Source organism: Micromonospora sp. WMMC264, assembly GCF_027497275.1.
Classification (GTDB): domain Bacteria; phylum Actinomycetota; class Actinomycetes; order Mycobacteriales; family Micromonosporaceae; genus Micromonospora; species Micromonospora chalcea.
Genome location: NZ_CP114907.1, coordinates 2,350,716 through 2,371,045, shown reverse-complemented (window position 1 = coordinate 2,371,045; position 20,330 = coordinate 2,350,716). Strand labels below are relative to the sequence as shown.

Sequence of the window (20,330 nt, the reverse complement as noted above, 5' to 3'; positions counted from 1 at the left end):
TTTTGTTATCGCCTCCGGTAATGTTCTCACCGACGATAACAGAACCGAGGAGCGCGCCGATGGCCACCATCGACATCACCCCCGACCGCATCGACGTCCGGCTCACCACCGCCGAGAAGATCTGGGCCCTGCGCGGCGACCTGTCGTTCCCCCGCTCCGCCGTCGCGGGCGCCGTCGTCGTGCCCGACGGGGCGCGCGCCACCCGCGGCATCCGGGCGCCCGGCCTCGGCGTGCCCCGCACGCGCAACGTCGGCACCTGGCGCGGCAGGGCCGGCAAGGAGTTCGTCAGCGTCCGCGGCGGCCAGCCGGCCGTCCGCATCACCCTCACCGGCCAGGCGTACGACTCCCTGCTCATCGGCGCCGACGACGCCTCCACCCTGGCCGCGGCGGTGCTGCCGTGACGATCGACCGTCCGCTCGTCGTCGACTCGGGCGAGCAGCGGCTGTCCGGCACGCTCACGCTGCCCGACGGCGCCGGAGGGCACCCGGTGGCGCTGCTGCTGCCCGGCTCCGGGCCGATCAACCGCGACGGCGACCACCGCCGCCTGCCCCTGGGCATCCAGCGGCACCTGGCCGCAGCGCTCGCCGGGGCCGGGATCGCGGTCGCCCGGTACGACCGGCGGGGCGTCGGCGAGAGCACCGGCGAGTTCCTGCGTACCGGCTTCTTCGACAACGTCGACGACGCGGCCGCCGTGTTCGCGGCGCTGCGCGACGACCCGGCCGTGGACGCCGGACGGATGTTCCTGGTCGGGCACAGCGAGGGCGCGCTCACCGCTGTCGCGCTCGCCGCGCGCGGCGTACCGGTGGCCGGCCTGGTCCTGCTGTCCGCGCCCGGGCGCAGCGGCGCCGAGGTGCTGCGCTGGCAGGCCGGACGACTGCTGCCCACGCTGCCCGCGCCGGTACGCCTGGTGCTCCGGCTCACCCGCACCGACCTGGTGGCGAAGGTGGCCCGCAACCACGAGAAGATCCTCGCCACCGACAAGGACGTGGCGTGGGTCGGCGGGCAGCGGCTCAACGCCCGCTGGTTCCGGGAGTTCCTGCGCTACGACCCCCGGCCGGACCTGGGCCGCGTCGACGCCCCGATCCTCGCGCTCACCGGCGACAAGGACCTCCAGACCGACCCGGCGGACCTGCCGGTCATCGCCGCGCACGCGGGCGGGCCGGTGCGGACCGGTGTGCTGCCGGACGTCACCCACGTGCTGCGGCGCCAGCCCGGTCCGCCGTCGCTGCGGGCGTACCGGGACGAGGCGAAGCAGCCGCTGGCCCCCGAGGTGGTCGAGCCGGTGCTGTCGTGGCTCGCCGCGCACGGCGGCTGAGAGCACGCGAAAGGCCGGCACCCGATCCGGGTACCGGCCTTTCGGTGGTTCTTACTTGTTCCAGTGCTCGGCGACGATCTCGGCGGCCTGCTTCTCCCACTGCGCGTACGCGTCGGGGTAGGCGCTGACCTGCACGGTCTGCGCGGCCTCGGTCAGCGGCATGTCCTGCCAGCCGTCGACCTGCTTGAGGCCCTTGAGGAACGCCAGCGTCGAGTACTCGGGGTCGGTGATCTGCTCCGGCGTACCCCAGCCGCTGGACGGCCGCTGCTGGAACAGGCCCAGCGAGTCGTGGTCGTTGCGGTCACCCAGGTGACCCAGGTTCTCCAGCTTCGACTCCTGCAGCGCGGTGGCGATCGCGACGACAGCGGCCCGCTCGGGCAGGCCCGCCTTCTTGGTGGCCGCGATGATGGCCTTGGCGTTGGCGATCTGCTCGTCGTTCAGGTCCACGTGCGACTGCTCGCCCTGCGGGCTCACGCCCTGAACCGCTGCCGCGGCCGGCTTGGCGGTCTCCGCCGCGTGGGCGGCGACCGGACCGGCGAACACGCCACCGGTGAAGGCGAGACCGGCGATACCGAGGATGCTCTTGCGCAGGATCGTGTTCATGGTGGGCTCCGTTCGGGGGTCGACGCATCCGGGGGGATGCGTGGGCACCGTCAGGCGCTCGAAGTTCTCGGGGGGATCCGGCAGCGCGGGGCGTGCCGGGTGCATCTGCAACGACCGACGCCCCGGGCTTGTTCCCCGGGGGCGCTCCCCGGCGCCACTCCCGTCGCGCACCGGCTTACAACGCCCCCCACCCGCCCACCCCGCCCCGCCGATCTTGGAGTTGTGGCGCCCAGGATGTCCGGTATCTGAGGTATGCGAGGCACCACAATTCCAAGATCGGCGAGAACGGCCGACCCCGGAGGGCCGGCCGTTCGCTACGGGTGGGTCACCAGACCTGCTGGACGATGTCCGCCGCCTGCTCCTCCCACTGCGCGTACGCGTACGGGTAGGCGGACACCTGGACCGTCTGCGCGGCGGTGGTCAGCGGCAGCTCGTGCCAGCCGCCGACGTTCTTCAGCGCGTTGAAGAACGCCTTGCTGGAGTACTCCGGGTCGGTGATCTGCTCGGACGTGCCCCAACCGGACGACGGGCGCTGCTGGAACAGGCCCTCGGAGTCGTGGTCGTTGTACGCGCCGAGGTGACCCAGGTTGTACAGCTTCGACTCCTGCAGCGAGGTGGCCACGCCGATCACGGCGCCCCGCTCCCCCACGCCGGTCTCCTTGGCCGCCTCGACGATGGCCTTGGCGTTGGCGAGCTGCGCGTCGTCGAGCGGGATGCGCGACTGCGCGCCCTCGACGCCGTGCGGCACGAGCTTCTCCTTGGCCGGCCGGTCCGCCCTGGTCGGCAGCTTGTCCAGGCCGGTGGTCTGGCCGGGCTTGACCGCCTCGGTCGAGGTCTGCTTGCCGGTGGCCAGGTCGATGGCGGCCTTGGCGCCGGCGTGCGGGCCACTGGTCACGGGCGCGGCCACGGCGGTGGGGCCGACGGCCAGCCCGCCCAGGACGGCCACGCCCGCCACGCTCAGCAGGGCGCGGCGGTTCTTGGCGACGGCGACGGTCTTCGCGACGGCGGTCTTCGCCACGGCGGTCTTCGCGATGGCGGGGAGCCATCGAGTGAAGTGCTGCTTCACGATGGTTGCCCTTTCGATCGTTACGACGCGCTCCGGGATGAGCGCCCCTCGGGGGACTACCGCCGGGTAGGTGTTTGGGTTCCGACGGTATGGGGGACACAACGAGACCGCAGTGTCGGTCATTCCGGAAATGCCGGGCAGCGCCGAGGCTGCGGTCCAGGTCACCCGCGATTCCGGGCACCCGGTCCGCATCCTGGGTGAAGGGCGAGGAATGGGACGATCAGGGCGAGACGCCGCGCCGGACCAGCGCGTGCCGGAGCTGCTTGAGGTGCTGCAGCGTCACCGCATCGAGGGCCCGGACCACGGTACGGCCGCCGCGCAGCACCCGGTCCGGGTGGAAGTTGAGCGTCAGCCGCTCGCGGCGACGACCTCCTCGTACCGGCAGGCGGCGAGGCGCCCGACGATGACGGCGAGCGCCGCCGGGCGGTCCAGCAGCGTGGCGGACTGGGCGTCGGTGAGGGTGGCGACGGGCACGGACGCGAGTGTCACCGGGGCGGAACGTCGCCCGGCCACACGGTTTTCCGGACCCGTCCGAAGCGGACGGACACCCGGCGCCACCCGGGCGCGGACGGGCCGGAAGACGCCGCACGCGGGCCCGGACCGGACTGCTCCGGCCGGACCCGCGCGGGTGTGTGGTCCTCAGTGGCCCCGGGCGATCCACTCGTCCAGGTGCGGCGCCTCGGCCCCGATCGTAGTGTCGTCGCCGTGCCCGGTGTGCACCACCGTCTCCGGCGGCAGCGTGAGCAGACGGGTACGGATCGACTCGACGATGGTGCCGAAGTCGCTGTACGACCGGCCAGTGGCGCCCGGTCCCCCGGCGAACAGGGTGTCGCCGGTGAAGACCGCGCCCAGGTCGGGCGCGTACAGGCTGCACGCGCCGGGGCTGTGGCCGGGGGTGTGCAGCACCCGCAGCGTGGTCCCGCCGACGGTGATGGTCTGCCCGTCGGTCAGCTCACCGTCCGGGGCGGTGTCCGGGTGCACCATGTCCCACAGCACCCGGTCGGCCGGGTGCAGCAGCACCGGCGCGCCGGTGGCCCGGGCCAGCTCGGGCGCGACCCGCACGTGGTCGTCATGGGCGTGCGTGGCCACGATCGCCACCACCCGCCGGTCGCCGATCACCTGGCGGATGGCCGCGACGTCGTGCGGCGCGTCGAGGACGACGCACTCGGCGTCGTCACCGATCACCCAGACGTTGTTGTCGACGTCGAACGTCTGGCCGTCCAGGGAGAACGTGCCGGACGTGACGGCGTGGTCGACGCGGGCGGTCACGGGAAGACCACCACCGAGCGCAGCACGTCGCCGTGGTGCATCCGGCTGAACGCCTCCTCGACCTGGTCGAGGGCGATCTCCTCGGTGACGAACGCGTCCAGGTCCAGCCGGCCCTGCCGGTACAGCTCGGTCAGCATCGGGAAGTCGCGGCTGGGCAGGCAGTCGCCGTACCAGCTGGACTTGAGCGCGCCGCCGCGACCGAACACGTCCAGCAGCGGCAGGTCGACAGTCATCTCCGGCGTCGGCACGCCGACCAGCACGACCGTGCCGGCCAGGTCACGGGCGTAGAACGCCTGCTTCCAGGTCTCCGGGCGGCCGACCGCGTCGATCACCACGTCGGCGCCGAAGCCGCCGGTGGCGGCGCGGATGGCTTCCACCGCGTCGTCCTCGGAGGCGTTGACGGTGTGGGTGGCGCCGAACTTGCGCGCCCAGTCGAGCTTGCGGGAGTCGGTGTCCACCGCGATGATCGTGGTCGCGCCGGCCAGGGCCGCGCCGGCCACCGCCGCGTCGCCGACGCCGCCGCAGCCGATCACCGCGACCGAGTCGCCCCGGGTCACGTTGCCGGTGTTCATGGCCGCGCCGAGGCCGGCCATCACGCCGCAGCCGAGCAGGCCGACGGCCGCCGGCCGCGCTGACGGGTCGACCTTGGTGCACTGCCCGGCGTGCACGAGCGTCTTCTCGGCGAACGCGCCGATGCCGAGCGCGGGCGTCAGCTCGGTGCCGTCGGTGAGCGTCATCTTCTGCGTCGCGTTGTGGGTGGCGAAGCAGTACCACGGGCGGCCGCGGCGGCAGGCCCGGCACTGCCCGCAGACCGCGCGCCAGTTGAGCACCACGAAGTCGCCGGGTGCCACGTCGGTGACGCCGTCGCCGACCTGCTCGACGATGCCGGCGGCCTCGTGGCCCAGCAGGAACGGGTAGTCGTCGTTGATGCCGCCCTCGCGGTAGTGCAGGTCGGTGTGGCAGACGCCGCACGACTGGATGCGGACCACCGCCTCGCCCGGTCCCGGGTCGGGCACCACGATGGTGGTGACCTCCACGGGCGCGCCCTTGCGCCGCGACACGACTCCCCGGACTTCCTGGCTCACAGTGCCTCCCTTGTTGCGTGCTTCTGCACCCCGAACCTACCGCTGATCATGACCCGCGAACCAATGAAGCCCGCCGGATTGTCCTGGTCATGACCGGGTACCCGGTGTGCCGGTTCTACCAGGTGGGACGGGAGTGATCATGAGGCTGTCGCATGCGCCGCTGCGGGTCGCCATCGGCGCGTACATCTTGAACTCCGGGCTGGGCAAGCGGGGCCTGGAGGGTGAGGCCGCCGCGGGCATGCACGGCATGGCGGCCGGCGCGATGCCGCAGCTGAGGCAGATCCCGCCGGACCGGTTCGCCGTGCTGCTGTCCCGGGGCGAGACGGCGCTCGGCGCGGCGCTGCTCGCCCCGTTCGTGCCGTCGTTGCTGGCCGGGGCCGCGCTCACCGCGTTCGGCGCGGGGCTGGTGCAGCTCTACCTGAAGACGCCCGGCATGCGGGAGGGCAGCAGCCTGCGGCCGAGCCAGGAGGGCATCGGGCTGGCCAAGGACGTGTGGCTGGTCGGCGCCGGGCTGACGCTGATGCTCGACTCGCTGGTGCGGCACCGGCGCTGAGCCGCCCGCGCCGAAGCCGCTCCGGGCCGGCCGCGTACTCAGACGGGGGCCGCGGCCGTCGCGGCGGCCCGGTCGGCGGCGATCCGGCGGGCGGCGTTGCGGTAGCGCAGCACCTGCGCCGCGCCGAGCGCCCAGAGCAGGAACTGCACGGCGAACGCCCAGCGGAACGCGGACAGCGGCGGCGCGTCGTGCCCGGCCGGGGTGGCCAGGTCGAGCACCAGGCCGACGGCCAGGATCAGCACGATCGAGGCGGCGAAACCGCCGACGTTGACGATGCCGGTGGCGCTGCCGATGCGGTGCACCGGGTTGAACGAGCGGGCGTAGTCGAACCCGATCATCGAACCGGGACCGTTGACCGCGAGCACCACCACGAGCGCCACCAGCAGCGCGTGCGGCGCCCGACCCGGCCACGCCAGCACCACCGCCCACATGCCGGCGGTGCCGGCGGTGATGGCGAAGACCAACACCGAGCGGTGGAACGGGAAGCGGGCGCACAGATGCGCGAGCACCGGCCCGCACACGAGCGTCACCATCGTCATCAGGGTGAGCAGCCCGGCCGCCGCCGTGGGCGAGAAGCCCTGGCCCTGCACCAGGAACGGGTACCCCCACAGCAGCGCGAACACCGAGCCGGAGAACTGCGTGACGAAGTGCGTCCACAGGCCCAGCCGGGTGCCCGGCTCGGCCCACGCCTCGGCGAGCTGGCGGCGCACGGTCGCCAGGTCGGGCGCGAGCGCGGTGGCGTGCTCGGCGTGCGGGGTGTCGCGTACCGCGACGAGGATCATCAGCACCACCGTCGCGCCGAGCGCCGCGGCGGTCAGGAACGCCGGGGTCCAGCCCGCGCGGTGCAGCAGCAGCACCAGGGGTACGGCGCCGAGCACCGCGCCGAGCTGGCCGACGGTGCCGGTGAGCTGCACCAGCAGCGGGTTGCGGCGGCCGGGGAACCAGAACGCGACGATGCGCAGCACGCTGATGAAGGTCATGGCGTCACCGAGGCCGACGAGCACCCGCGCGGCGACGGCGGCCGGCACGTCGGTGGCGACCGCGAAGACGATCTGCCCGGCCACCATCAGCGCGCCGCCGGCCAGCAGCAGCCGGCGCGAGCCGTAGCGGTCGAGCAGCACCCCGACCGGGACCTGCATGGCGGCGTAGACGGCGAGCTGGGCGACGGAGAACGTGGCGAGCGCGGAGGCGTTGATGTGGAACCGATCCGCCGCGTCGACCCCGGTGACGCCGAGTGAGCTGCGGTGGAACACGGCGGTCAGGTACGCGGTCAGCGCCACCGCGTACACCAGGGCCGCGGGCCGGCGGGACACGCTCACCGCAGCGTCCCGAGCATCCGCGCGGCGGTGTCGATGTGCCCGGCGACCGCGTCGCGCCACACCTGCGGGTCGTCGCCGTCGAGCGCGGCGAGCTGGCCGGCGTGCTCGGCCAGGGCGACCTCGGCCCAGCCGGGTGAGAGCCGGAAGCTCGCCTCGCCCATGCGCAGCTGCCGGTCGCGCAGGCGGTGGTACAGCTCGGCCAGGATCTCGTTGCCGGCGGCCTCGACCACGGCGGCGTGGAACGAGCGGTCGGCGCCCATCAGCGCGCTGATGTCACCGGCGGCGTGCGCGCGTCGCATCTCCCCCAGCCGGCGGGCCAGGTCGGCGCGCAACTCGGCGCGGCGGTCCCAGACCCGCTCGGCGGCGTGCAGCTCGACCAGCCGGCGGGCCTCGATGACGTCGGCGATCTCCCGGGCCGACACCGGCCGGATCAGCGCGCCGCGCTTCGGGTAGAGCTTGACCAGACCCTCGGTCTCCAGCCGCAGCAGCGCCTCCCGGACCGGGGTGCGGGACACGCCGGTCGCGTCGGCGATCTCGCCCTCGCTCACGAGCTGGCCGCCCGGGTAGACCTGTTCCAGGATGGCCTGCTTGAGGTGCCGGTACGCCCGCTCGGCGGCGGACGGCGCGGTCCGGCTGGGATGCGTCATGTATCTAAGCTTGCTCCGCGGCTGGTCGCGCCGATCCGGCGCGGGTCCGGGCAGTGGCGCAGGCCACCGCGGGTCAGGCCCACAACTCCCGCAGCAGCGCCTCCACCTCGGCGGTCCGCTCGATCTGCGGCATGTGCCCGGTGTCGCGGAACAGATGGCGGCGCGCGTGCGGCAGCCGGCTGCCGGCGTACGCCAGGTGCGTGGCGGGCAGGATCAGGTCACGGTCGCCCCAGACGAGCAGCGTGGGCAGGTCGAGCGCGGCCACCGCGTCGAGCAGTTCGGCGCGCCACCGCGGCTTCACCCCGCGCCAGGTGCCCAGGTCGCGTACCAGCTCCAGCATCACCCGGGCGGCGTGCGGCCGGCGGGCCAGCGCCAGAGCGGTGGCGATCCGCTCCTCGGTGACGTACGCCGGGTCGAAGAAGATGGCCCGCTCGCTGCGGCGGGCGATCCCCGGATGCGGGCGCAGCAGCAGCGGCGCCAGCGGGCGGATCGCGAGCAGCCGCAGCGCCACCGTCACCTCCCGGCCGAAGCCGGCGCTGTTGAGCAGCGCCAGGCTGGCCGCCCGCTGCGGCGCGTCGACCGCGAGGCGCATCGCCACCGCCCCGCCGAGGGAGTTGCCGACCAGGTGCGCCGGGCCGGTCACCCCGGCCACGTCGAGGAACCGGGCGACCGCGCCGGCCAGGGCGGGCAGCGTGTGCGGCCCGTCCAGCGGCGCGGAGCCGCCGTGCCCGGGCAGGTCCACCGCGAGCACCAGGTGGTCGCGGGCCAGCGCGGCGTGCAGGGCGGTGAAGTCGTCGAGGGTACGGCCGATGCCGTGCAGCAGCACCACGGGCGGCCCGTCGCCGCTGATCCGGCAGCGCACGCGCCGGCCGTCGACGGTGCGCTCGTCGGCCGGCGGGAGGGCCGCTGTCACGCCGTGCGTCCGGGTTCCCGCGCGGCCTCCTCGGCGGGCGTCTCGGCCCGCGGCGCCGGCGCCCCTGCGACGGCCGCCGCCGGGCGGGACGGGCGCATGCCCAGGGCGAGCACCCGGCCGTACCCGGCGGGGGCGACCCGGGCCAGCAGGTCGGGCAGCTTCGCCGACCAGCCGATCAGCACCCGGCCGCGACGCCGCTTCGCGCCGCGCAGGATCGCCTCGGCGGCCTTCGCCGGGTCGATGGTGAGCAGCTTCTCGAACTGCCTGAGCCCGGTCTCGTACTCGGCCCGGTCAACGCCGCTGCCGACCCGGGCGCTGCTGGCGATCCGGGTACGGATGCCGCCCGGGTGCACCGACGTGACGCCGACGCCGTCGTCGACGAGTTCGTGCCGCAGCGCCTCGGTGAAGCCGCGGACGGCGAACTTGCTCGCCGCGTACGCGGCCTGCCCGGCGGGCGCGATGATGCCGAACAGGCTGGAGACGTTGACCAGGTGCGCGCCGGGTTCGGCCTTGAGCGCGGGCAGCAGCGCGTGGGTCAGGCGCACCACCGCCCGGAAGTTGATCTCGACGACCCAGAGGAACTCCTCCACTGTGACCTGGTCGAAACGCCCGCCCAGCGCCACCCCGGCGTTGTTGATCAGCAGCCGGATGCGGGGATGCGCGCGGTGGATCTCGGCGGCGACCCGTTCGGTGGCCTCGGCGTCGGCGAGGTCGACCACGTGCGTCTCGACCCGCAGGTCCGGGTGCGCCGCCGAGATCGCGGCGGCGACCGAGGTCAGGCCGTCGGCGTCGCGGTCGAGCAGGACCAGGTCGGCGCCGCGCCGGGCCAGGCCGTGGGCCAGCGCCGCGCCGATGCCGCTCGCCGCGCCGGTGAGCACCGCGGTGCCGCCGGGAAAGACGAGGTCACGCATCGGTTCCTCCCGAGGTGGCGGCGGCGGGCACACCGGCGCGGGCGAAGCGTACGCCGTCGGTGAGCGGGCCGTGCCGCATCAGGCGTACGTCGCGGGGGTAGTTCTGGTGCAGCCGCCACGGCGCGCGCGGCCCCTGCTTGGGCAGCTGGTCGACGGCGCGCAGCACGTAGCCGGACTGCAGGTCGATGATCGGCGCCAGGTCGTCGGTGTCCGGGGCGAGCGGCGTGACGATCTGCTGGCCGGTCTCGTCGAGGTGGCGCAGCAGCCGGCAGACGTAGGTGGCGACGAGGTCGGCCTTGAGCGTCCACGAGGCGTTCGTGTAGCCGATCGTCATGGCGAAGTTCGGCACGCCGGACAGCATCATGCCCTTGTACGCCACCGTCGAGGCGAGGTCGACGTCGGCACCGTCGACCGCCAGGGTCATGCCGCCGAGCGCGAGCAGGTTCAGGCCGGTGGCGGTGACCACGATGTCGGCGGGCAGCTCCTCGCCGGAGGCGAGCCGGAGCCCGTGCTCGGTGAACGTGTCGATGGTGTCGGTGACCACCGACGCGCGTCCCTCGCGCAGCACGGTGAACAGGTCGCCGTCCGGCACCACGCACAGGCGCTGGTCCCACGGGTCGTACCGGGGCGAGAAGTGCCGCTCGACGTCGTACCCGGCGGGCAGCCGGCCCTTCGCGGCCCGGCGCAGGAACCGCTTCACCACGCCGGGGGCACGCCGGCTGAGCTGGAAGTTGGCCACTCCGAGCGCGACGTTCTTCCACCGCGCCACCGTGTACGCGGCCTTCGGGGGCAGCCAGCGCCGCGCGGCGTCGGCGAACGGGTCGCGCGAGGGCAGCGCGATCACGTACGTGGGTGAGCGCTGAAGCATGGTGACGTGGGCGGCCCGCTCGGCCATCGCCGGCACGAGGGTGACGGCTGTGGCGCCGCTGCCGATCACCACGACCCGCTTGCCGGTGTAGTCCAGGTCGTCGGGCCAGTGCTGCGGGTGCACGAGCGTGCCGGCGTACCGCTCGACGCCGGGGAAACGCGGCGTGTAGCCGGAGTCGTAGCGGTAGTAGCCGGAGTTGGTGAACAGGAACCCGCAGGTGATGGTGACGTCCTCGCCGGTGTCGTCGCGGCGGGCGTGGACCGTCCAGCGGGCGGTGGCGCTGTCCCATTCCGCGCGCACGGCCCGGTGGTGGAAGCGGATGTGCCGCTCGACGTCGTACTCGCGGGCGGTCTGGCGCACGTACGCCCGGATGGAGTCGCCGTCGGCGATGGCCTTCGGGTCGGTCCACGGCTTGAACGAGTAGCCGAGGGTGTACATGTCGGAGTCGGAGCGGATGCCCGGGTAGCGGAACAGGTCCCAGGTGCCGCCGATGGCGCCCCGGGCCTCCAGCACCGCGTAGGTCTTGCCGGGGCACTCGCGTCCGAGGTGGACGGCGGCGCCGATGCCGGACAGGCCGGCCCCGACGATGAGGACGTCGACGTGGTCTGCGGCCATCGGTTTCTCCCGTTCGCACCGGCGGTGGACCGGACACTATCCATCGCCGTCGAGCGCAGTCAACACCGTGTCGAGCTTAATCGACAGGGTGTTGAGCGGGTGTAGCATCAGCCGACATGACCACCGCCCGTACGCCGGCCGGCGCCGCGCCCAGCCGCGGGCGGCGGACCGGCCGCTCCACCGGCGACGAGCGGGAGACCGCGATCCTGGCAACCGCCGAGCGGCTGCTGCGGCAGCGCGCGTTCGGCGACATCTCCATCGACGACCTGGCGCGCGGCGCGGGCATCTCCCGTCCCACGTTCTACTTCTACTTCCCGTCCAAGGACGCGGTGCTGCTCACGCTGCTGGACCGGGTCACCGAGGAGGCCGACGCGGCGGCCGGCGGCGTGTTCGACCGGCTCGCCGAGGACCCGCGCGCCCACTGGCGGGAGCTGATCGCCCGGTTCCACGCCACGTTCGGCGGGCACCGGGACGTGGTGCTGGCCTGCGCCCAGGTACGCGGCACCAACGCCGAGGTGCGGCGGCTCTGGGCCGAGGTGCTGGAACGCTGGGTCCGCGCGGTGCAGGCCGCGATCGAGACCGAACGCGCACGCGGCGCGGCCCCGGACGGGCTGCCCGCCCGGGACCTCTCGATCGCGCTGAACTCGATGAACGAACGGGTCTGGTACGCCACGTTCGCCGGGGACGGCCCGGCGGTGGCCGAGCGGGACGTGGTCGACGTGCTGCTCGACGTCTGGCTGACCGCGATCTACCGGACCACCACCCCGCCGGTCATGCCGTCCGCCGGAACTCCATGATCCAGTTGGTCTCCCAGGCGTGCCCGCCGTCGGTGGAGAACGCCTGCTCCCAGCGGCAGGAGACCGGGGTGATCGCCGACCAGAGGAACCGGCAGCGCACCGGGCGGCCCTCGTCGGTGTCGTCGGCGTGGAACTCACCGACGCCGTCGGTGAACCGGCCCACCACCGGCGGCTGCTCCAGCACGCCCCGCGCGCTGTGCATCCAGTAGATCGACCACAGCCCGGTCGCCGGGTTCAGGACGCGCACGCTGGAGCCGGAGAAGCCCCGGCTGGGGCAGCGCATCTCGTCGAAGCTGCCCGCGCCGTCGAAGAACGAGCGGGCCTCGCTGAAACCGGCGAACTCGTCCCAGTCGTCGCTGCCGACGTGGCGCTGCCGCAGACGCCGGTTGGTCACGTCCCAGGTGCCGACGAGGAAGTCGAAGTCGCCCATCAGAATCCCACCGGCCCCTCGGGCCGGGCGTCGGCCAGGTAGCCGGCCAGGTCCGGCTCGTCCGGCACGAGCACGTGCCGGATCCAGGCGGCGCGTTCGTGCTCCAGCACGCCCAGCTCCCAGACGCAGCCCACCCCGGGACGCTCCAGGTCCACGAAGCGCGCCGGATCGTCGTCCGGGCAGTCGAGCGCAGGCTGCCCGGCGATCGCGATGCGGCACTCGACCACGTTGTCGAAGAACCAGGTGTACGCCAGCAGGTACGCGCCGCTGTCCGCGCCCCGGTGCAGCACCACCCAGCTCGCCGGCGGGGTGCCGCCGTCGGGACCGGGCAGCAGCTTGGGAAGGTACGCGTACGCGGCCTCGACCACACGTGGTTCGAGGCGACGGTCCGGCTGGTCGATGTGGTAGCGCTTGACGTGCCGGCCGGCGACCTCGATCGTCCCCGGCACCGTCAGCTCCTTGTCGTGGAAAGCCATGATCGGGACGGTAGGGGCGGTCCCCTGACAGCTAGTGTCAGCAGAATGCGGGCCAGTCGACTCCTGTCCATCCTGCTGCTCCTGCAGGCGCACGGCCGGCTCACCGCCGCCGACCTGGCCACCCGCCTCGAGGTGTCGGTACGCACCATCTACCGGGACGTCGAGGCGCTGCACACCGCCGGTATCCCGCTGTACGGCGAGGCCGGACACGACGGCGGCTACCGGCTCGTGGAGGGCTGGCGGACCCGGCTGACCGGGCTGACCGCAGAGGAGGCCGACCGGCTGCTCTTCGCCGGGCTGCCCGGACCGGCCGCCAAGCTGGGCTACCAGTCGGTCGTCACCGCCGTGCAGCTCAAGCTGCGGGCCGCGCTACCAGCGCCGCTGGCCGACCGGGCTGCCCGGCTGGAACAGCGGTTCCACCTGGACACGCCGGGCTGGTACTCCGACGGCGACCCGTCGCCGTACCTCGCCGAGGCGGCCGAGGCGGTGTGGCGGGAGCACCGGATCCGGGTGCGCTACCGGGGCTGGCGCGGCGAGACGATCCGGGTGCTCGAACCGTACGGGCTGGTGCTCAAGGGCGGGCGCTGGTATCTCGTGGCCGCCCGCCCGGACCGCGCCGGACCGGCCACCTACCGGGTCAACCAGATCCTCGACCTGGCCCCGCTGGACGAGACGTTCGAGCGGCCCGAGTTCGACCTGCCGGCCTGGTGGCGCGCCCACGTGGTGGCGTTCCGGGCCGGGCTGCACCGCGACGAGGCGCACATCCGGCTGTCGCCGCGCGGGTTCGCCCGGCTGCGCGAGATCGGCAGCGACGTGGTGGTCGCCGCCGCCGAGGCGAGCGCCGGCCCGCCCGACGACAGCGGCTGGGTGCGCGCGGTCATCCCGATCGAGTCGCTCACCCACGCCCACGGCGACCTGCTGCGGCTCGGCGCCGACGTGGAGGTCCTGTCCCCGGAAGAGCTGCGCGCCCGCCTGGCCGAAACCGCCACCGCCCTGGCCGCCCTCTACCCCCCACCTCTCCCTCGTTGATCAAGGAAGGGCGTGGAGGGCATCGGCGACTGTGGACAGGGCTCGGTCGATCTCCGACGGCGGGGTCGCCGCGTACCCGAGGACCAGGCCCGGCGGCTGCGGACGCTGGCCGTGCCAGGACAGCGGATGGACCTTGACGCCCCGGCGCAGCGCCTCCGCCGCGAGCGCCAGGTCGTCCACGTCGCCGGGCAGCGTGACCGTCAGGTGCAGCCCGGCCGCGGCGCCGTGCACCACCGCCCCCGGCAGGTACGCGCGGACCGCCCGGATCATCGCGTCGCGGCGGCGTACGTGCCGGTGGCGCAGCAGCCGCAGGTGCCGCTCCAGCGCGCCCGACTCCATCAGCTCGGCCAGCACGAGCTGCGGCAGCGCCGCGTTGCCCAGATCCGCCGTCCGCTTCGCGTCCACCACGTCGGCGCGCAGCGACGGCGGCACCAGCGTCCACCCGATCCGCAGGGCCGGGGCGAGCAGCTTGGAGATGCTGCCGGTGTAGCAGACCCGGTCGGGGGCCATGCCGCGCAGCGCCGGCACGGGCGGGCGGTCGTAGCGGTGCTCGGCGTCGTAGTCGTCCTCCAGCACCAGGCCGCCGTCGCGCGCCCACCTCAGCAGCCGGCGACGCCGCTCACCGTCGAGCACCACCCCGGTCGGGAACTGGTGCGCCGGGGTGAGCAGCACGGCCGGCGCGCCGGACCGCTCCAGCTCGTCGACGCGCAGGCCCCGGTCGTCCACCGGCACCGGCGGCGTCGCCATCCCGGCGTACGTGAGGTGCTGCCGCACGCCGAGCGAGCCGGGGTCCTCCACCGCGACGGTGCGCGTACCCCGCTCGTGCAGCACCCGCGCGAGCAGGCCGAGCGCCTGGGACACCCCGGCCACTACCACCACCTCGGCCGGGTCGGCGCGGATGCCCCGGTTGCGGGCCAGCCAGTTCGCGACGGCCCGCCGCAGCGCGGGCGTGCCGGTCGGGTCGCCGTAGCCGAGCGCGGCGGGCGTGGCCCGGTGCAGCACGGCCCGCTCGGCCCGCAGCCAGGCCGCGCGGGGAAATGCCGCCAGATCGGGTACGCCGGGCGTCAGGTCCACCCGCGCGGGGGCGGCGCGCAGCGCCTCGAAGACGTCGAGGCCGGGCCGTCCGGTGAACACCTCCGGTGCTCTCCTCGGCTCGGGTGGCCGGGCGCGCACGGCGGCCGGGGTGGCCACCACGACGGTGCCGGCCCGGCCGCGCCCGGCGACCTGGCCGTCCTCGCCCAGCCGCTGGTACGCCTCGGTCACCACGCCGCGTGAGACGCCCAGCTCGGCGGCGAGCACCCGGCTGGGTGGCAGGCGGGTGCCTACTGGCGCGCGGCCGTCGGCGATCGCCGAGCGCAGCCGGGCGGCCAGCCAGTCCGCGCGGCCGCCGGGCGGGGCCTCGCCCACATCGAGCTGGAGGAAGTCCGCGCCGACCGATTTGGACCTCTCGGAAACGACGGCTTTGGCCCTGTCCACCGGACCATTATGGCCAGAGGCTGGACGGGTGACCATCGCCTTCCTGCTGACCGCACTCGTCGTCGCCGTCACTCCGGGCACCGGGGTGACGCACACGCTCGCCACCGCCGTGACCGCCGGACGCCGCGCCGGGCTGGCCGCCGCGGCCGGTGCCACGCTCAGCCTCGTTCCGCACGTGATCGCCGCGGTGACCGGCCTGGCCGCGCTGCTGCGCGCCGGCACCCCGGCGTTCCGCGTGGTGACCTGGCTGGGCGTGGCGTACCTGCTCTGGATGGCCTGGTCGGCGTGGCGCGACCGGAGCGCGTTCACCGTCGACGCGGACCGGCCGCCGCGCCCGGCGTCGGCGGTGTTCCGCGACGGGGTGTTGCTGAACCTGCTGAACCCGAAGGTGACGGTGTTCTTCGTGGCGTTCCTGCCGCAGTTCGTACCCCCGGGCACGCCCGCCGCCCCCGTCCGCATGCTCGCCTGCGGCCTGGTGTTCATGCTGGTCACGCTGCTGGTGTTCGCCGGGTACGCGGTGCTCGCCGGCGCGTTGCGCCGCCGCGTGCTGGCCCGGCCCCGGCTGAGGGCGCTGCTGCGGCACGCCGTGGCCGGCAGCTTCCTCGCCCTGGGCCTCGGCCTCGCGTTCGCCGCCTAGCACTCGCCGACAAGGAGTTCACCAGTGCGTTTCCGGCACTCCCCCGAGATCTGGTCGTCCTTCCCCGAGCTGACCTGCGGCGTCCTGCACGCCACCGGGATCACGCCCGACGCCGACGTCACGCCGCGCCTCGCCGGTCACCTCGACGTAGCCCGCGACCGGCTCGCCGCCGCACCCGAGGGCGGCTTCCCGGAGATCCAGGCGTGGCGGCGCGCGTTCACCCGGATGGGCTGCCCGCCGACGCGCTACCGCTGCGCGGCCGAGTCACTGCTGCGCCGGCTGCGCCGCGACGGCGACCTGCCCCGGCTGCACCCGCTGGTGGACCTCGGCAACGCGCTCTCCGTCGGGTACGCGGTCCCGGTCGCCGTGCTCGACCTGGCCGGGATCGACGGCGACCTGACCGTGCGCCCGGCCGACGGCACCGAGTCCTATCTCGGCCTCGGTGGGGAGTCCGAGCAGCCCGCGCCCGGCGAGGTGATCTTCGCCGACGAGGGCGGACACGCGCACGCCCGGCGCTGGTGCCACCGGCAGAGCGGCGCCTCGGCGGTACGGGCCGACACCGTCGAGGTCCTCGTGGTCATCGAGGCGATGCACGCCGGGGCGGCGCCGACCGTACGCCGGATGCTGGACGAACTGGCGGCGGCGCTGGCCGAGCAGTGGCGCGTGCCGTCACGGACGGCGTTGCTCACCTCGCAGGCCCCGGAGTTCGCCGTGCCCGTCCGGACCGCCTGACGCCGGCTCGGACGGCTCGCTGTGCAGCTCGCGCAGGGCGTCGGCGAGCCGGTCGTCGGCGGTGCCCCACCACTGCCGGGCCAGCTCGACAGTGCGGCCGAGCGAGTCGTCGCCCGCCCGCTCGGCGTGCAGCTCGGCGCTCATCATGCGCAGGAAGCGAACGGTCACGGCATCGGACTCATCGGCTATCACGTCCGTACCCTAGCCACCGCCTCCGACGAAACCGGCGGCCGAGTCGAGGTCGTCCGCCCGGTTGAGGTCGCGGCGCGCGGGTAGTGCTCGGTCATGCCCCAGCGATACGGGCACTACGACCGGGGTCGCGATCGTCACCGGCGCGGACTCCGGCATCGGCGGCCGGGGGCGACCGTGCCCGGCTCAGGGCAGTCAGGCTTGGTCCCTGCTCCGGGCAGGGTCGTCCCCGACCCCGTCGTGGGTCAGGTGCGTTCGTTGCTGCCGGGTTCGCCGGTCGGCACGCCGACCGGTCCGCTCTCCGGGTAGTGGCAGGCGGTGAGCTGCCCGCCGCCGTCCCGGGTGGTCAGCGCCGGTTCTTCGGTGGCGCAGTGGTCGGTGGCTTTCCAGCAGCGGGTACGGAAGCGGCAGCCCGATGGCGGGTTCAACGGGGTCGGGACGTCGCCGGTGAGGCGGATCCGTCCGGCGGGCCCGAGCGTGGAGACGTCCGGAATCGCCGACAGCAGGGCCCTGGTGTAGGGATGCTGGGGCCGGGTGTAGATGTCGTCGCGATCGCCGATCTCGACGATCTTGCCGAGATACATGACAGCGACGCGGTGGCAGAAGTGACGGATGACGGCGAGGTCGTGGGCGATGAACACGAACGCCAGGTCCAGGTCGCGTTGCAGGTCGCGCAGCAGGTTGATGACCTGCGCCTGGATCGACACGTCCAGCGCCGAGACGGGTTCGTCGGCGACGATGAGCTTGGGTTTCAGCGCGAGGGCGCGGGCGATGCCGATGCGCTGGCGCTGCCCGCCGGAGAACTCGTGCGGGTACCTGTTGTAGTGCTCCGGGTTCAGCCCGACGAGTTCCAGCAACTCCTGGACCCGGCGTTTGATGCCGCCGGGTGGGGTGATCCGGTTGACCTGCAACGGCATGGCCACGATCCGCCCGACGGTGTGGCGGGGGTTCAGTGAGGCGTACGGGTCCTGGAAGATGATCTGCAGGTCCTGCCGCAGCGCGCGCAGCTCACGCCGCCCGCCGTGGGTGATGTCCCGCCCCGCGAACATGATGCTGCCCGAGGTGGGTTCCAGCAGCCGCACGAGCATCCGCCCGGTCGTGGTCTTCCCACACCCCGACTCCCCCACCAGGCCGAGCGTCTCACCCGGCCGCACGTCGAAGTCCAGCCCGTCCACCGCCCGCACCGCACCCGTGGCGCGCAGCCCCTGCCGCACCGGGAAGTGCTTGGTCAGTCCCCGCACCGACAGCAGCGGCTCGCCCGCGAGCCGGCTGGCGTCGCCCGCAACCGCCGCCTGCCCGTTCGTCACACCGTTCATCGGGCCACCCCCACCTGCGCGACCTCGTCCCGGTAGATCCGCTCCCGCGCGGCGACCGGCAGATGACACGCCACCAGATGACCCGGCGCACCAGCAGGGCCCAGCTCCGGGATCTCGCTGCGGGACCGGTCACCGTTCACACCGGCCCACCGGCACCGCGGATGAAACGCACACCCCGACGGCAGATTGATCAAGCTGGGCGGGTTACCCGGGATCGGCACCAGGTCCGCGTCCGCGTCACCGTGCAACGACGGCACACTCGACAACAACCCCCACGTGTACGGATGCTGCGGCGCCCGCAACACCCGCTCCACACTCCCGTGCTCCACCGCCCGACCCGCGTACATCACCAACACGTCATCAGCCACCTGAGACACCACACCCAGGTCATGCGTGATCAGAATGATCGCCGACCGGAACTCCGCCTGCAGATCCGCCAGCAGGTCCAGGATCTGCGCCTGCACCGTCACATCCAACGCCGTCGTCGGCTCATCCGCGATCAACAGCTCCGGATCATTCACCAGCGCCATCGCGATCATCGCCCGCTGCCGCATCCCACCCGAGAACTCGTGCGGAAACTGATCGAACCGCTTCCCCGGCTGCGGAATCCCCACCCGGCCCAGCATGTCCACCGCCCGCGTCCGGGCCTCCCGCCGCCCGGCCCTCGGATGATGCACCCGGTACGCCTCCGCGATCTGCCGCCCCACCGAGTAGTACGGATGCAACGCCGACAACGGATCCTGAAAGATCATCGCCATGTCCCGGCCCCGCAACCGACGAATCTCCTCCTCACCCAGACCCACCAACTGACGACCACCGACCGAGATCTCCCCCGAAACGGTCGTCCGCTTCACGTTGTGCAAACCCAGAATCGCCAGCGACGTCACGCTCTTACCGGAACCGGACTCCCCCACGATCCCCAGCGTGCGACCCCGCTCGACAGCGAACGACACCCCGTCCACGGCCCGCACCACACCGTCCTCGGTGTCGAACCGCACCCGCAGATCCGTGACCCGCAGGTACGGGTCCTCGCCGCGTCGCGGCGCCGGAAGCTCCACCATGTCCGTCTCCTCCTCCTCAGCCCAGCCGGACCCGTGGGTCGATCACCGCGTACAGCACGTCGACGACGATGTTGGCGACCACGATGAACACGGCCGCCAGCAGCACCGTCGCCATCACCACCGGCAGGTTGAGGAACTGCACCGCCTCCACTGTCGCCTTACCGAGGCCCTGGAGGCCGAAGATGGTCTCGGTGATGAACGTGCCGCCGAGGCTGGTGCCGATGTCCAGCCCGGCGATAGTGACGATCGGCGTGATCGCCGCGCGCAGCGCGTGCCGGGTGTGCACCTGCCGCGCGGGCAGCCCTTTCGCCCGGGCGGTACGGATGAAGTCCTCCGACAGGGTCTCCAGCATCTGGGCCCGGGACAGCCGGGCGTACAGCGCCGAGTTGAGGAAACCCAGCGTCATCCAGGGCAGCAGCAGCCCGGCCGCCCACCGGGCCGGGCTCTCGGTCAGCGGCGTGTAGCTGGGGAACGGCAGCAGCCCGGTGGAGTAGACGAGCAGGTAGAGCAGGATCAGACCGAAGAAGTAGACCTGCATGGACGCGCCGGCCAGTGTGACGCCGATGGCGGCGCGGTCGAACGCCGTACCCCGGCGCAGCGCCGACACCATGCCCAGGGAGATGCCGAGGCCGAGCCAGAGCACGGCGCCGCCGAGGACGATGCTGAACGTCACCGGGGCGCGCTGCGCGACGATCTCGGTGACCGGCTGGTTGTTGCGGAACGAGTAACCCAGGCAGGGCGCCGGGCAGTCCTGCCGGAAGTCCCCCTCGCCGTAGGTACGGCCGGCGAAGACGCCGCCGACGAAGTCCGCGTACTGCCGGGGCAGCGGCTGGTCGATGCCGAGGCGGCGCTCGACCTGGGCGATGTCCTCGGCCGTGCAGTTCTTGCCGCACATCACCTTCGCCGGGCTGCTCGGCACCGCGAAGAAGAGACCGAATGTGACGAGGCTGATGACGACCAGGGTCAGGGCGGCGACGAGCAGCCGCCGGACGACGAATCGGAGCAACGGGAGCACCTCCCCCG

General features: G+C 73.4%; 24 protein-coding genes. 7 read left to right on the top strand and 17 right to left on the bottom strand.

Annotated features, from left to right (window positions below; all coding sequences use genetic code 11):
• Positions 1–59: 59 nt before the first annotated feature.
• Together O7542_RS09915 and O7542_RS09910 are read left to right on the top strand one after the other, a co-directional pair.
• Positions 60–401, top strand: coding sequence for a hypothetical protein (locus O7542_RS09915; RefSeq protein WP_166457410.1), 342 nt, complete (start codon positions 60–62; stop codon positions 399–401).
• The gene (locus tag O7542_RS09910) at positions 398–1,315 is read left to right on the top strand and encodes an alpha/beta fold hydrolase (RefSeq protein WP_166457409.1); all 918 of its coding nucleotides are present in this window, start codon (positions 398–400) and stop codon (positions 1,313–1,315) included. Before O7542_RS09915 ends, O7542_RS09910 begins: the two co-directional genes overlap by 4 nt.
• A 51-nt stretch (positions 1,316–1,366) precedes the next feature.
• Here O7542_RS09910 and O7542_RS09905 read toward each other — a convergent pair whose 3' ends face one another.
• The 5 genes from O7542_RS09905 to O7542_RS09885 form a co-directional block, all read right to left on the bottom strand.
• The gene (locus tag O7542_RS09905) at positions 1,367–1,918 is read right to left on the bottom strand and encodes a hypothetical protein (protein ID WP_166457408.1); all 552 of its coding nucleotides are present in this window, start codon (positions 1,916–1,918) and stop codon (positions 1,367–1,369) included.
• 325 nt (positions 1,919–2,243) lie between these two features.
• A complete protein-coding gene (locus O7542_RS09900) occupies positions 2,244–2,984 on the bottom strand; it encodes a hypothetical protein (protein ID WP_281606078.1) in 741 nt (246 codons plus the stop codon).
• 348 nt (positions 2,985–3,332) lie between these two features.
• Entirely contained in the window at positions 3,333–3,458 is a 126-nt protein-coding gene (locus tag O7542_RS09895; RefSeq protein ID WP_255481625.1) for a hypothetical protein, read from the bottom strand.
• Positions 3,459–3,623: 165 nt separating this feature from the next.
• Positions 3,624–4,253, bottom strand: a complete 630-nt coding sequence (locus O7542_RS09890; protein ID WP_166457406.1) for an MBL fold metallo-hydrolase — start codon at positions 4,251–4,253, stop codon at positions 3,624–3,626.
• A complete protein-coding gene (locus O7542_RS09885; RefSeq protein WP_043323928.1) occupies positions 4,250–5,338 on the bottom strand; it encodes an S-(hydroxymethyl)mycothiol dehydrogenase in 1,089 nt (362 codons plus the stop codon). The genes O7542_RS09890 and O7542_RS09885 overlap by 4 nt, the downstream gene beginning before the upstream one ends.
• 139 nt (positions 5,339–5,477) lie before the next feature.
• On the opposite strand from O7542_RS09885, the gene O7542_RS09880 reads away from it, so the two are divergent.
• Positions 5,478–5,891: a hypothetical protein gene (locus O7542_RS09880; RefSeq protein WP_030504610.1), complete on the top strand. Its 414-nt coding sequence runs from the start codon at positions 5,478–5,480 to the stop codon at positions 5,889–5,891.
• A 38-nt stretch (positions 5,892–5,929) separates the two neighbouring features.
• On the opposite strand, the gene O7542_RS09875 is transcribed toward O7542_RS09880, so the two are convergent.
• The 5 genes from O7542_RS09875 to O7542_RS09855 all read right to left on the bottom strand — a co-directional run bounded on the left by O7542_RS09875 (position 5,930) and on the right by O7542_RS09855 (position 11,164).
• On the bottom strand, positions 5,930–7,210 hold the full coding sequence (locus O7542_RS09875; RefSeq protein WP_064445915.1) for an MFS transporter: 1,281 nt from the start codon (positions 7,208–7,210) through the stop codon (positions 5,930–5,932).
• Positions 7,207–7,857: a GntR family transcriptional regulator gene (locus O7542_RS09870; protein ID WP_166457405.1), complete on the bottom strand. Its 651-nt coding sequence runs from the start codon at positions 7,855–7,857 to the stop codon at positions 7,207–7,209. Before O7542_RS09870 ends, O7542_RS09875 begins: the two co-directional genes overlap by 4 nt.
• A 73-nt stretch (positions 7,858–7,930) precedes the next feature.
• A complete protein-coding gene (locus O7542_RS09865; RefSeq protein WP_166457404.1) occupies positions 7,931–8,770 on the bottom strand; it encodes an alpha/beta fold hydrolase in 840 nt (279 codons plus the stop codon).
• Positions 8,767–9,681 carry an SDR family NAD(P)-dependent oxidoreductase gene (locus O7542_RS09860; RefSeq protein ID WP_166457403.1) on the bottom strand — a complete coding sequence of 305 codons (915 nt, stop codon included), beginning with the start codon at positions 9,679–9,681 and terminating at the stop codon, positions 8,767–8,769. The genes O7542_RS09865 and O7542_RS09860 overlap by 4 nt, the downstream gene beginning before the upstream one ends.
• On the bottom strand, positions 9,674–11,164 hold the full coding sequence (locus O7542_RS09855) for an NAD(P)/FAD-dependent oxidoreductase (protein ID WP_166457402.1): 1,491 nt from the start codon (positions 11,162–11,164) through the stop codon (positions 9,674–9,676). Before O7542_RS09855 ends, O7542_RS09860 begins: the two co-directional genes overlap by 8 nt.
• Before the next feature lie 116 nt (positions 11,165–11,280).
• Here O7542_RS09855 and O7542_RS09850 point away from each other — a divergent pair, with 116 nt between their 5' ends.
• Positions 11,281–11,961: a TetR/AcrR family transcriptional regulator gene (locus tag O7542_RS09850; RefSeq protein WP_043323920.1), complete on the top strand. Its 681-nt coding sequence runs from the start codon at positions 11,281–11,283 to the stop codon at positions 11,959–11,961.
• Here O7542_RS09850 and O7542_RS09845 read toward each other — a convergent pair.
• Positions 11,936–12,391 carry a hypothetical protein gene (locus O7542_RS09845; protein ID WP_166457401.1) on the bottom strand — a complete coding sequence of 152 codons (456 nt, stop codon included), beginning with the start codon at positions 12,389–12,391 and terminating at the stop codon, positions 11,936–11,938. The two genes, O7542_RS09850 and O7542_RS09845, sit on opposite strands and share 26 nt — an antisense overlap.
• Complete coding sequence (locus O7542_RS09840; RefSeq protein ID WP_166457400.1) at positions 12,391–12,867, bottom strand: hypothetical protein; 477 nt, start codon at positions 12,865–12,867, stop codon at positions 12,391–12,393. The genes O7542_RS09845 and O7542_RS09840 overlap by 1 nt, the downstream gene beginning before the upstream one ends.
• Positions 12,868–12,912: 45 nt before the next feature.
• Between O7542_RS09840 and O7542_RS09835 the strand changes: the two genes are divergently transcribed.
• Complete coding sequence (locus O7542_RS09835; protein WP_166457399.1) at positions 12,913–13,896, top strand: WYL domain-containing protein; 984 nt, start codon at positions 12,913–12,915, stop codon at positions 13,894–13,896.
• Here the strand turns inward: O7542_RS09835 and O7542_RS09830 are convergent, their stop codons facing one another.
• Positions 13,897–15,372, bottom strand: coding sequence for a PLP-dependent aminotransferase family protein (locus O7542_RS09830; RefSeq protein ID WP_281606077.1), 1,476 nt, complete (start codon positions 15,370–15,372; stop codon positions 13,897–13,899).
• A 28-nt stretch (positions 15,373–15,400) separates the two neighbouring features.
• On the opposite strand from O7542_RS09830, the gene O7542_RS09825 reads away from it, so the two are divergent.
• Positions 15,401–16,009 (top strand): LysE family translocator, encoded by a 609-nt coding sequence (locus O7542_RS09825; RefSeq protein ID WP_210869654.1) that lies wholly within the window; start codon positions 15,401–15,403, stop codon positions 16,007–16,009.
• 24 nt (positions 16,010–16,033) lie between these two features.
• Positions 16,034–16,741 carry a phenylalanine--tRNA ligase beta subunit-related protein gene (locus O7542_RS09820; protein ID WP_281606076.1) on the top strand — a complete coding sequence of 236 codons (708 nt, stop codon included), beginning with the start codon at positions 16,034–16,036 and terminating at the stop codon, positions 16,739–16,741.
• On the opposite strand, the gene O7542_RS09815 is transcribed toward O7542_RS09820, so the two are convergent.
• The 4 genes from O7542_RS09815 to O7542_RS09800 form a co-directional block, all read right to left on the bottom strand.
• Positions 16,679–16,909, bottom strand: coding sequence for a hypothetical protein (locus O7542_RS09815; protein WP_247677080.1), 231 nt, complete (start codon positions 16,907–16,909; stop codon positions 16,679–16,681). The genes O7542_RS09820 and O7542_RS09815 overlap by 63 nt on opposite strands.
• A 266-nt stretch (positions 16,910–17,175) precedes the next feature.
• Complete coding sequence (locus O7542_RS09810; RefSeq protein ID WP_281606075.1) at positions 17,176–18,246, bottom strand: dipeptide ABC transporter ATP-binding protein; 1,071 nt, start codon at positions 18,244–18,246, stop codon at positions 17,176–17,178.
• Positions 18,243–19,307, bottom strand: a complete 1,065-nt coding sequence (locus O7542_RS09805; RefSeq protein WP_281606074.1) for an ABC transporter ATP-binding protein — start codon at positions 19,305–19,307, stop codon at positions 18,243–18,245. Before O7542_RS09805 ends, O7542_RS09810 begins: the two co-directional genes overlap by 4 nt.
• A 16-nt stretch (positions 19,308–19,323) precedes the next feature.
• Complete coding sequence (locus O7542_RS09800; protein ID WP_043330115.1) at positions 19,324–20,313, bottom strand: ABC transporter permease; 990 nt, start codon at positions 20,311–20,313, stop codon at positions 19,324–19,326.
• Between the last annotated feature and the right edge of the window lie 17 nt (positions 20,314–20,330).

Bases quoted from the DNA above. Each gene is read 5' to 3' on its own strand.
- O7542_RS09915 (WP_166457410.1), top strand. From the start codon at position 60: ATGGCCACCATCGACATCACCCCCGACCGCATCGACGTCCGGCTCACC.
- O7542_RS09905 (WP_166457408.1), bottom strand. From the start codon at position 1,918: ATGAACACGATCCTGCGCAAGAGCATCCTCGGTATCGCCGGTCTCGCC.
- O7542_RS09880 (WP_030504610.1), top strand. From the start codon at position 5,478: ATGAGGCTGTCGCATGCGCCGCTGCGGGTCGCCATCGGCGCGTACATC.
- O7542_RS09870 (WP_166457405.1), bottom strand. From the start codon at position 7,857: ATGACGCATCCCAGCCGGACCGCGCCGTCCGCCGCCGAGCGGGCGTAC.
- O7542_RS09860 (WP_166457403.1), bottom strand. From the start codon at position 9,681: ATGCGTGACCTCGTCTTTCCCGGCGGCACCGCGGTGCTCACCGGCGCG.
- O7542_RS09855 (WP_166457402.1), bottom strand. From the start codon at position 11,164: ATGGCCGCAGACCACGTCGACGTCCTCATCGTCGGGGCCGGCCTGTCC.
- O7542_RS09850 (WP_043323920.1), top strand. From the start codon at position 11,281: ATGACCACCGCCCGTACGCCGGCCGGCGCCGCGCCCAGCCGCGGGCGG.
- O7542_RS09845 (WP_166457401.1), bottom strand. From the start codon at position 12,391: ATGGGCGACTTCGACTTCCTCGTCGGCACCTGGGACGTGACCAACCGG.
- O7542_RS09840 (WP_166457400.1), bottom strand. From the start codon at position 12,867: ATGGCTTTCCACGACAAGGAGCTGACGGTGCCGGGGACGATCGAGGTC.
- O7542_RS09835 (WP_166457399.1), top strand. From the start codon at position 12,913: ATGCGGGCCAGTCGACTCCTGTCCATCCTGCTGCTCCTGCAGGCGCAC.
- O7542_RS09810 (WP_281606075.1), bottom strand. From the start codon at position 18,246: ATGAACGGTGTGACGAACGGGCAGGCGGCGGTTGCGGGCGACGCCAGC.
- O7542_RS09805 (WP_281606074.1), bottom strand. From the start codon at position 19,307: ATGGTGGAGCTTCCGGCGCCGCGACGCGGCGAGGACCCGTACCTGCGG.